7 protein-coding genes, 1 pseudogene and 1 riboswitch are annotated in these 8,979 nt (G+C 69.3%); of the genes and pseudogenes, 3 read left to right on the forward strand and 5 right to left on the reverse strand.

Annotation, left to right across the window (positions count from 1 at the left end; genetic code table 11):
• Both J1C73_RS20875 and J1C73_RS20880 read left to right on the forward strand, forming a co-directional pair.
• Nucleotides 1–512: pseudogene (locus J1C73_RS20875) on the forward strand (glycosyl hydrolase family 95 catalytic domain-containing protein); the annotation flags it as partial.
• A gap of 40 nt (nucleotides 513–552) precedes the next feature.
• A complete protein-coding gene (locus J1C73_RS20880) occupies nucleotides 553–1,266 on the forward strand; it encodes a GH12 family glycosyl hydrolase domain-containing protein (RefSeq protein WP_207317758.1) in 714 nt (237 codons plus the stop codon).
• 64 nt (nucleotides 1,267–1,330) lie between these two features.
• Here J1C73_RS20880 and J1C73_RS20885 read toward each other — a convergent pair whose 3' ends face one another.
• The 5 genes from J1C73_RS20885 to J1C73_RS20905 form a co-directional block, all read right to left on the reverse strand.
• Entirely contained in the window at nucleotides 1,331–2,338 is a 1,008-nt protein-coding gene (locus J1C73_RS20885) for a LacI family DNA-binding transcriptional regulator (protein WP_123464255.1), read from the reverse strand.
• A gap of 185 nt (nucleotides 2,339–2,523) precedes the next feature.
• Nucleotides 2,524–3,780, reverse strand: coding sequence for a cytochrome P450 family protein (locus tag J1C73_RS20890; RefSeq protein WP_207317759.1), 1,257 nt, complete (start codon nucleotides 3,778–3,780; stop codon nucleotides 2,524–2,526).
• Nucleotides 3,777–5,072, reverse strand: coding sequence for a cytochrome P450 (locus J1C73_RS20895; RefSeq protein ID WP_207317760.1), 1,296 nt, complete (start codon nucleotides 5,070–5,072; stop codon nucleotides 3,777–3,779). Before J1C73_RS20895 ends, J1C73_RS20890 begins: the two co-directional genes overlap by 4 nt.
• A 245-nt stretch (nucleotides 5,073–5,317) precedes the next feature.
• Nucleotides 5,318–5,713 carry a hypothetical protein gene (locus J1C73_RS20900; protein ID WP_207317761.1) on the reverse strand — a complete coding sequence of 132 codons (396 nt, stop codon included), beginning with the start codon at nucleotides 5,711–5,713 and terminating at the stop codon, nucleotides 5,318–5,320.
• Between the two features lie 48 nt (nucleotides 5,714–5,761).
• Nucleotides 5,762–5,871: riboswitch (SAM riboswitch) on the reverse strand.
• Nucleotides 5,872–6,032: 161 nt separating this feature from the next.
• Complete coding sequence (locus tag J1C73_RS20905) at nucleotides 6,033–8,099, reverse strand: phosphocholine-specific phospholipase C (RefSeq protein WP_207317762.1); 2,067 nt, start codon at nucleotides 8,097–8,099, stop codon at nucleotides 6,033–6,035.
• A gap of 251 nt (nucleotides 8,100–8,350) precedes the next feature.
• Between J1C73_RS20905 and J1C73_RS20910 the strand changes: the two genes are divergently transcribed.
• Entirely contained in the window at nucleotides 8,351–8,935 is a 585-nt protein-coding gene (locus J1C73_RS20910; protein WP_242644477.1) for a hypothetical protein, read from the forward strand.
• Nucleotides 8,936–8,979: the final 44 nt, after the last annotated feature.

The following is an 8,979-nucleotide window of genomic DNA, read 5'->3' on the forward strand; positions in this document are numbered from 1 at the left end:
ATCGCGCGCTGGAGCTGCGCGGCTCGGAGAACGACTCCGCCCACGGCCATCTGCACCACGCGCTGATCGCCGCGCGGCTGCGGGACGGCGTACGGGCATCCGCGGCGCTGGACGCCGTGCTCGCGGGCGACTTCTTCCATGACTCCCTGATGAGCGCGCACTATCCGGGGCGCGACGTCTACAACGCGGACGCCGCCCATGCGCTGCCCGCGGCGGTGATCGAGTCGCTCGTCCAGTCGACACCCCGACGGCTGGTCCTGCTGCCCGCACCGCTGGCCGGCTGCCCCAGCGGTGAACTGCGCGGCATACGTACCAGGTTCGGCGCGGCTCTGGATCTGCGCTGGTCCGCCGACGGCACCGCGACCGCGGTGCTGCGCCCCGCCCGTGACGCCCGTGTCGATGTCCGCACGGGAGACGGCAGCGCACTCACCCGATCCTCCGCCGGACGCACCGCGGCTCCGCTGGAGCTGGCGGCCGGCGTGGACCGCGTCCTCGAACTGGGGCCGCGGTAGCACTCCCCCCACCCCATCCCCCCACCATGGAAGGACAACCATGGCAACACGCACCCGCACGCTCAGCCGGTTCGTACTGGCCCCGGCAACGGCAGTGGCGGCTCTGATCGGCTTCGCCGCCGCCCCCGCCCAGGCCGCGATCTGGTCCTCCTCGGACCAGTGGGGCAACTACACCACCTCAGACGGATACACCCTGTACAACAACATCTGGAGTTCCGGCGCGGGTTCACAGTCCATCTGGGCCAACTCGTCCTCCAACTGGGGCGTTTCGGCCGACCATCCGAACACCGGCGGCATCAAGTCGTACCCCAACGCCAAGAAGGTCGTCGGCAAGTCCATCACCGCGCTGTCGTCGCTGACCAGCAACTACAACGTCACCGTCCCGTCGTCCGGTGCCTACAACACCTCGTACGACATCTGGGACACCGACTACGACTACGAGCTCACGCTCTGGGTCAACCACAACGGCGCCGTGGGCCCGCTCGGCACCTCGCAGGGCACGGTGACTCTCGGCGGCCACTCCTGGACCGTCTACAAGGGTGACAACGGGGCCAACCAGGTCTTCTCGTTCCTGCGCACCTCGGACTCCGTCTCGGGCTCGGTGGACATCCTGCCCATCCTGAAGTGGATCAAGGACACCAAGGGCTGGTGGGGCAACGAGACCATCGGCGACGTCCAGTTCGGCTACGAGATCACCTCGTCGCCGGGCGGCCTGAACTTCACGACGAACGGATTCGGTGTCTCCGCGAGCTGAGCCGTACGCACCAGGAGCCGGCCCCCGCACGGGGGCCGGCTCGCGCGCGCACTGCCGTCGGGTGTCACCTCGGGGCGGGGCCGGTGCTCTCCCGCACCGTCAACTCCGGTGCCAGCAGCTCCACTTCGTCCGTTCCTCGGCCGGAGAGCTTGGCGACGACCTGTTCGACCGAGCGGCGCCCCATCTCCTGCGCGGGGATGGCCACGGAGGTCAGCCGCACCGACGCCTGGGCGGCCACCTGCTCGGGGCAGATCGCGACCACGGACACGTCCTCGGGGACGGCGCGGCCCTGCTGCCGCAGGAGATTGAGCAGCGGCTCCACCGCCGACTCGTTCTGCACGATGAAGCCGGTGGTGCCGGGGCGCTCGTCGAATATCCGCGAGAGGGTCTGGGCCATCGCCGGATAGCCGCCCTCGCAGGGCCGGTGCAGGACCCGCACTCCGGCCTCCCGCGCCTTGGCCCGCACCCCGTCGACGGTCCGCTCGGCGAAACCGGTGTGCCGCTCGTACACCGCGGCCGCCTCGCCGATCACCGCGACCTCACGGTGCCCGAGGCCGGCGAGGTGCTCCACACAGAGCGCCCCGGTCGCCTCGAAGTCGAGGTCCACGCAGGTGAGTCCGTCGGTGTCGGCGGGCAGTCCGATGAGCACGGCCGCACGGTCGGTCTCGCGCAGCAGCGGCAGCCGCTCGTCGTGCAGCTCGACGTCCATCAGGATCATGGCGTCGGCGAGCGAGCTGCCGGCGATCCGGCGCACCGCGGCGGGACCCTCCTCACCGGTCAGCAGCAGGACGTCGTAACCATGGGTGCGGGCCGTGGTGGCGACCGCGATGGCGATCTCCATCATCACGGGGACGTACATGTCGGTACGCAGCGGCACCATGAGCGCGATGATGTTCGACCGGCTGCTGGCGAGCGCCCGCGCACCCGCGTTGGGGTGGTAGCCGAGCTGCTTGATGCTCTGTTCCACCCGCTCCCGGGTGGGTACCGAGATGGACCGCTTCCCACTGAGGACGTAGCTCACCGTGCTCGCGGAGACTCCGGCGTGCTGTGCGACCTCGGCAAGGGTGACCATTCAGCTCTCCATCACAGAACGACGTCGGACACCGGCGTGCCTACCGGCCTGCATCGGCAGTTGCGGCCAGATGCGGCGAAGCGCTTCGACTCGGTGTCCCCTACCGCCGTCGGCGCCCGTACGGCTACCGCCACGATATGCCGGACAGCCTGCTCGGGCTGCCCGCGCCGCCGGTCGAATCGGATTCAGGCGTTGAGCAGAACGGGAAAGGCTTCCATGTCGTTCTGCGTCATCACCGGAAGCTTGCGGATATCCGCGTCCGGCACCGCGAGCCGCAGCGCGGGGAAGCGTGCGAAGAGGGCCGGCAGGGCTATCCCCGCCTCGACCCGGGAGAGCGCCGCCCCGGGGCAGATGTGCGGACCGTGGCCGAAGGTCATGTGCCGGATGGGGGTGGGGCGGGTGATGTCGAAGGCGTCCGCGTCGGCGCCGTGCTGCTCGAAGTCCCGGCCGATCGCCCGGTACGAGATCACCACGCCCTCGCCCTTGGCGATGACGTCGTCACCCACCTGGATGTCCTCGGCGGCGAACCGCATCAGCAGATGAGTGGTCGGGGTGTCCCACCGCAGCGTTTCCTCGATCACGCTCTCCCAGGAGACCTCTGCGTCGAGGACCATCCGCAACTGTTCCGGGTGGGCCAGCAGGGCTCGTACCGCATTGAGGATGAGCCCGATGGTGGTCTCGTGGCCGGCCGCGACCATCGCCTTGAGATTGCCCACCACCTCTTCCTCGGTGAGGGGCTCGCCGCCCTCTTCGGCAAGGATCAGCGCGGAGGTCAGGTCATCAGTGGGCCGTGCGGCCTTCTCTCGCACGAGCCCGGCGTAGAAGACGTCCAACTCGGCCAGCAGGGCCAGCCGTTCGTCCTGCGGGGTGAGCATCGAGAAGAAGGCCTTGTACTGCCTGGTCAGCATGGCGTTCTCGGCGGGGTCCACGCCCATCAGCATGCCGACGACCCGCATCGGCAGCGGCTGCGCGAACACCGACTTGAGGTCGACGACGGCCCCGTCCCTGCCGCCTTCGGCGAGGGCGTCCAGCAGTTCCCCGGTGAACTTCTCGATGTCGGGCCTGATGGCCTCCAGCCGGCGAGGCGTGAGCGCCTGGGAGGTCTTGGTCCGCAGCCGCCGGTGCTCGGCGCCGTCCACGGTGAACATGGACCGCCCGGCATCGATCATCCCGATGAGGGGCCACGCATGTGTCACCTCTCCCCTCTGCCACAGCCCCCAGGCGTCGATGTCCTTCACCAGCCGCGGGTCGACCAGGAGCTGACGGGCGTCGGCATGCCGGGTGACGGTCCAGGCGGGCACGCCGAGCAGCTCGATCCGGGCGAGCCGCCCGGCGTCGCGCAGCCTCGTCGTCTCACCGTCCAGGTCCTGGACCATGGGGTCGATGACGACGGTCCCGCCGCCCGGGGCAGCTGTGTGCGCGGCGGCGTGAGGGCAGTTCACGAGGGGTCTCCTGTCGTACGAACGGGGGTGAACCGAACGGGGAGCGAGGTGGTCCCGCGCAGAAACGCGGAAGGCCGCCGTACGAGGTCCGCGACGGCGACCCGGAGGTCGAGGTCGGGCAACCGGTCGAGCAGCACCTCGATACCGGTACGGGCGATGGTCTCGGCGATCTCCTGAGCGGGGAAGGGGCACCGGTACTCGCCGTGGCTGAAGGCGAGATGCGCGCCGTTGCCCCCTTGGGCCGAGGCACCGCCGCCGGACAGGTTCTGCCGGATGAGCGGATCGGTGTTGGCGGCGCCGAGCCCGAGCAGCAGCATGTCCCCCGCCCTGATCCGCTGCCCGCCGAGCCGGGTGTCCCGGGAGGCCCAGCGTCCGGCGAGGATCTGCGTCGGCGTGTCCTGCCAGAGCACCTCGTTCATGGCCTCGGCCACGCTGCGCCGCCCACCTGCCATCGAGTCGGCGAACTCGGCCTCGGTGAGCATCAGCCGCAGCGAGTTGCTGATCCAGTCGGCGGTGGTGAGGTGCCCGGCGGCCGTGATGGCCATCAGGTCGAGCATGTACTCCTCGTCGGTGAAGGCCTCGGGGAAGGCGAGCATCCGGGAGGTCACATCGTCCCCGGGCTCGGCGCGCTTGGCGGCGACCAGCCGCCGCATGTGCTCCCCGAAACGCAGATGAGCCTCCTGCGCCCCCGGACCGCCGTCGGCCAGGTCCTTCAGCACCTGGGCGATGTCGGCGCCTTCGTCATCGGGGAATCCGACCAGCCGCGCGAGGACGAGTACGGGAAGGGGCTCGCAGAAGTCGGCGACGAGGTCGGCGGTGCCCCGGCTGCACACGGCGTCGATCAGCCGGTCGGCCAACTGCTCGCAGTGGCTGCGGATCTGGAAAGGGTCGGCTCCTTCGAGGGCGGGCCCGACCATCCGGGCGTGCCGCCGGTGTTCGTCACCCGCACTGAAATAGATGGACGGCAGGGGCCGCCCGACCATGGGCAGCAGCGGCCAGTCCTCGGGGATGTTCTTCCACTGGTTCCACAGGCCGACATCACGCGGGAAGAGCTCGCCGTCGCTGGTGACTTGATGCAGTTCGCGGTACCCGATCACCAGCCAGGCGGGGAACCCGCCCAGCAGTTCCACCGGGGCGACCGGCCCGTGATCACGCCGCATGGCGCGATAGACGGCATGCGGCTCGGTCTGGAACGCGGGCCCGCTGAGCGGCACGGCCCCCGGCGCCGCGTGCGCGGGGCACTCCGGAGGGGGCAAGGTGGGCTCGGGCTCTGCGGAGGAGGGGCGCGTCATCGTCCTGACTTCTGTGGCGGAAGCTTCACGCGTCACGATCATGCGATCAACGCACGCCCACTATAAGGATTTTATGTGACGCCACAGCGGTCAACTGCGATCAAATGTGCAGCCCGAACGAAGCTCTGGGCGGACATCTCCGCACAATTGACCAACATCTCGAAGTACCGCCCCCGGCCACCCCGCGCCCGACCGCGCCTCGTCCTCGCCCTCGCTACGGCTACGGGCTACGGCTACGGCTACGGCTACGGCCGACTGGAGCCTGCCGCGGCGGCGCACAACTCCCCACTGACGAGGGCCACGTTGACGAGTCCGGCGACCCGGTCGTCGCCGTTCACGAGCTTCAGCGCATGCCACCGGGACAGCCAGTACACGCGTCCGCGGTGACCGGCGAGCGCCTCCCTCAGCACGTCCGGAGCGTGCGTCCACACCTCTGGAAGGCCGCCCGCGTAGTCGAACGCGGCACGCAGTTCGACCCACCCGTCGTCCCGGACGTCACCGGCGGTCAGCAGTATCTCGACGGCCTGCCCCGGCTCCTGCCGGCACTTCTTGGCGTGGATCCAGTGCACCTGATGGCCTGCGGCGTAGCGCTCGCAGCCGCCGCTCCGCACCGAGCCGTTCTCGGTGAGGTGACGCAGCATGGTGAGTCCCGCCTTCCGGGGATGATGGACCCCGAGCGTCTGCACCGCGGTCCGCTGTTCCCCGTACCTCGCGCACGGGGCAGGTCGTCACCCGGAGCACCCGCAGCGGAGCGGGGTGCCGTCCAGCCAGCCGGGGCTGCGCGCTGGAACTCATGACCCGTCAAAACCCTAACGCATTGTGGCGGTACGCCCCGACGGGCGGCGCCGCGCAGCCGACGGATGGTCAGGGGCGCACAGGACCGGGCCGGACCCGGCCCCCATGCGCCCCTGTCCTTGCGATGACAGCTAGATCTCCGGTGCCGCGGCACGGGCCGGTCGGTCAGCCGGTGACGAGCCCGGGGTCGCTCGTGCCGGCCTCGCCCGTCTCGATGTGCCCGGCGAACCGCCGCAGGAACGTGGCGTCCGCGTCCGAGACCACCGTGATGTCGTACCAGCGCTTGCTTCCCCGCAGGTCAACGGTGTGCTTCACGGTCGCGCCCGCAAGCACCTTGAAGGTCTGCACCCCGCCGCCGTAGGCATCCGCGTTGCGCACGGTCAGCTGGACAGTGCCCGTTCCGGCATGGGTGAGAGTCAGGTCGAGCCTTCCGTTCGTGGCGTTATGACGTGCCGTCACCTCCGGCCCTGCCGCCTTGCCGGGCCCCCGGAAGGCACGCAGGAACCCGTTCGGACCGTGCACGGTGAGGTCGGTCACTTCCTTGGAGTAGGCCGTGTTCCAACGGTCGGAGAGCGATTTGCCCGCCTCGGTGGTGTAGGTCCAGGGCCCGTCGCCGCGATTCGCGGACGTCACCAGGAACTGCGCCCCGGCCGCGTCGCCACCGCTGAAGGTGAGCTGATACTTCCCGGAGGCCGGGTCGGCCACCCCGTCCACGAGGGGCGCGTACCGCAGTGGCCGGGTGCGCCGCGAGCCGGGCTCCTGCTTCGGCACGCTGCCGGAGGCCGGCGGCACCGGTACGTAGTCGGGGTGCCGGTTGCCGTCCGGCGGCGCGTATCCGTCCGTGGAGGGCAGCGAGACGGGTGCGGTGTCCTTGCGGCGGAAGTCGAAGGCCGAGGTGAGATCGCCGCAGACGGCGCGCCGCCAGGGCGAGATGTTGGGCTCGTGCACGCCGAAGCGCTCTTCCATGAAGCGGATGACGGAGGTGTGGTCGAAGACCTCCGAGCACGAGAACCCGCCGGTGCTCCACGGGGACACGACCGTCATGGGCACACGCTGGCCGAGCCCGTACGGACCGGCCGAGTACCGGATGTCGCCGGGGAAGTGATCGGCGGAGGTGTCCACGGTGGACAGCCCCTGCGCGGCCCCGGACGGTACGAACGGCGGCACGACGTGGTCGAAGAATCCGTCGTTCTCGTCGTACGTGATGAACAGGGCGGTCCGGCCCCAGACCTCGGGGTTGGAGGTCAGCGCGTCCAGCACCTGCGAGATGTACCAGGCTCCGTAATTGGCGGGCCAGTTGGGGTGCTCGCTGTAGGCCTCCGGCGAGACGATCCACGAGATCTTGGGGAGCGTCCCGGCCCGGACGTCGGCCTTCAGGTCATCGAGGAGCCCGTCACCGTTCTTGACGTCGGTTCCGGTGCGCGCCTTGTCGAAGAGGGGTTCGCCGGGCTTTGCGTTGCGATAACTGTTGAAGTAGAGAAGCGAGTTGTCGCCGTATGTACCCCGATAGGCGTCGTTGATCCACCCCCAGGAGCCGGCGGCGTCAAGCCCGTCACCGATGTCCTGGTAGACCTTCCACGACACCCCGGCCTCCTCCAGCCGCTCGGGATAGGTCTTCCAGCCGTAGCCCGCCTCGTCGTTGCCGAGCACGGGACCGCCGCCGGTGCCGTCGTTGCCGGTGTACCCGCTCCACAGGTAGTAACGGTTCGGGTCGGTCGAGCCGAGGAACGAGCAGTGGTACGCGTCGCAGACGGTGAACGCGTCGGCGAGCGCGTAGTGGAACGGAATGTCCTCACGGGTGAGGTGGGCCATCGTGGTAGCGGTCTTGGCGGGCACCCACTGGTCGTACTTACCCTTGTTGAGAGCCCAGTGGCCACCGGCCCAGTCGTGGTTCAGGTCCTGGAGGAACTGCAGCCCGAGATCGTCGGCGGGCGGCCGGAACGGCAGCACCTCCCGTCCGAGGAAGTCCTTCTGATGCCAGACCGGCTTCCCGCTGGGCAGCGTGACCGGACGCGGGTCACCGTAGCCGCGCACACCCTTCATGGTGCCGAAATAGTGATCGAAGGAACGATTCTCCTGCATCAGTACGACGATGTGCTCGACGTCCTGGAGCGTGCCCGTACGGCCCTTCGCGGGCAGTGACGCGGCACGGGCGATGCTGCTCGACAACGCGCTGAAGGCGACCGTGCCCCCGGCGAGTTGCAGGAGGCGGCGACGGTTGAGTTCTTCCATGAGTGGGGCCTCTGTGGGGTGAGGAAACATAAGGGCGAAAGCGACTGGAGTGTTCCAGAACCGGCGGGCCGGCGGAAGACCCGTGCAGTGTGCACACGGTGGCATTCGGCCGAACACTCGGAGACGGGAAGCCGGAGCTGGACTGCGAGGTCGGCATGTCGGCGAAAGAGAGCGCGACCGGGCCGGTTTGCCGTGAGCGATCCCGGAAAGACGCGGGGAGCCAACTGACCCTCAGGAAAGTGATGTTGCCTATGCGTGCAAGATCCGTACGTACCTCCGGCATCCTGACCGCGGCGCTGCTGCTTTCGGCCGCCGCCGTCGCTCCGTCGGCCGACGCAGCCGTCCGGGACACGGCCGGACCACTGACTGGTGACGGTGGCGCCCCGCACTGCACAGTGAACGCGACGTCCGGCAGTGAGCGTTGTTATCGGACGTTCACGGAGGCCATCGAGGCCGCCAGCGGAGGCCGGGTCACCGGGGCACCACTGTCCGCGACCGAAGCGGTGCACAGCGACGCGTTCAACGCCCGAATGGCCGACCAGGCTCAGGACGGAGTCATCCAGGGAACCTTCTTCGAAGACGAGCAGTACGGAGGCGCGTCCCTGACCATCTGGGGCGCCGAGCCGTGTGTGAAGGACGGCTGGGTCAACTTCCAGTTCGACCTCGGGGACGACTGGAAGAACCGCATCTCCTCCTTGCAGCCGTGGGGCGGCTGCGCAGTCTGGCTCTACCCCGAGCCGGGACTGAACGGTGACCGGGACGGCCCGTTCGAGGAGAACAGCGCCGCCATCGGGTCGTTCATGAATGACCGCACCCAGTCCATCGGCTTCAGCTGACCACCGGTCCCACCGGGCGCTCACGCCCTCCCTCCCCCCACACA

It is taken from the genome of Streptomyces laculatispora (genome assembly GCF_017353455.1).
GTDB lineage: Bacteria > Actinomycetota > Actinomycetes > Streptomycetales > Streptomycetaceae > Streptomyces > Streptomyces laculatispora.

Bases quoted from the DNA above. Each gene is read 5' to 3' on its own strand.
- J1C73_RS20885 (WP_123464255.1), bottom strand. From the start codon at position 2,338: ATGGTCACCCTTGCCGAGGTCGCACAGCACGCCGGAGTCTCCGCGAGC.
- J1C73_RS20900 (WP_207317761.1), bottom strand. From the start codon at position 5,713: ATGCTGCGTCACCTCACCGAGAACGGCTCGGTGCGGAGCGGCGGCTGC.
- J1C73_RS20910 (WP_242644477.1), top strand. From the start codon at position 8,351: ATGCGTGCAAGATCCGTACGTACCTCCGGCATCCTGACCGCGGCGCTG.
- J1C73_RS20905 (WP_207317762.1), bottom strand. From the start codon at position 8,099: ATGGAAGAACTCAACCGTCGCCGCCTCCTGCAACTCGCCGGGGGCACG.
- J1C73_RS20895 (WP_207317760.1), bottom strand. From the start codon at position 5,072: ATGACGCGCCCCTCCTCCGCAGAGCCCGAGCCCACCTTGCCCCCTCCG.
- J1C73_RS20880 (WP_207317758.1), top strand. From the start codon at position 553: ATGGCAACACGCACCCGCACGCTCAGCCGGTTCGTACTGGCCCCGGCA.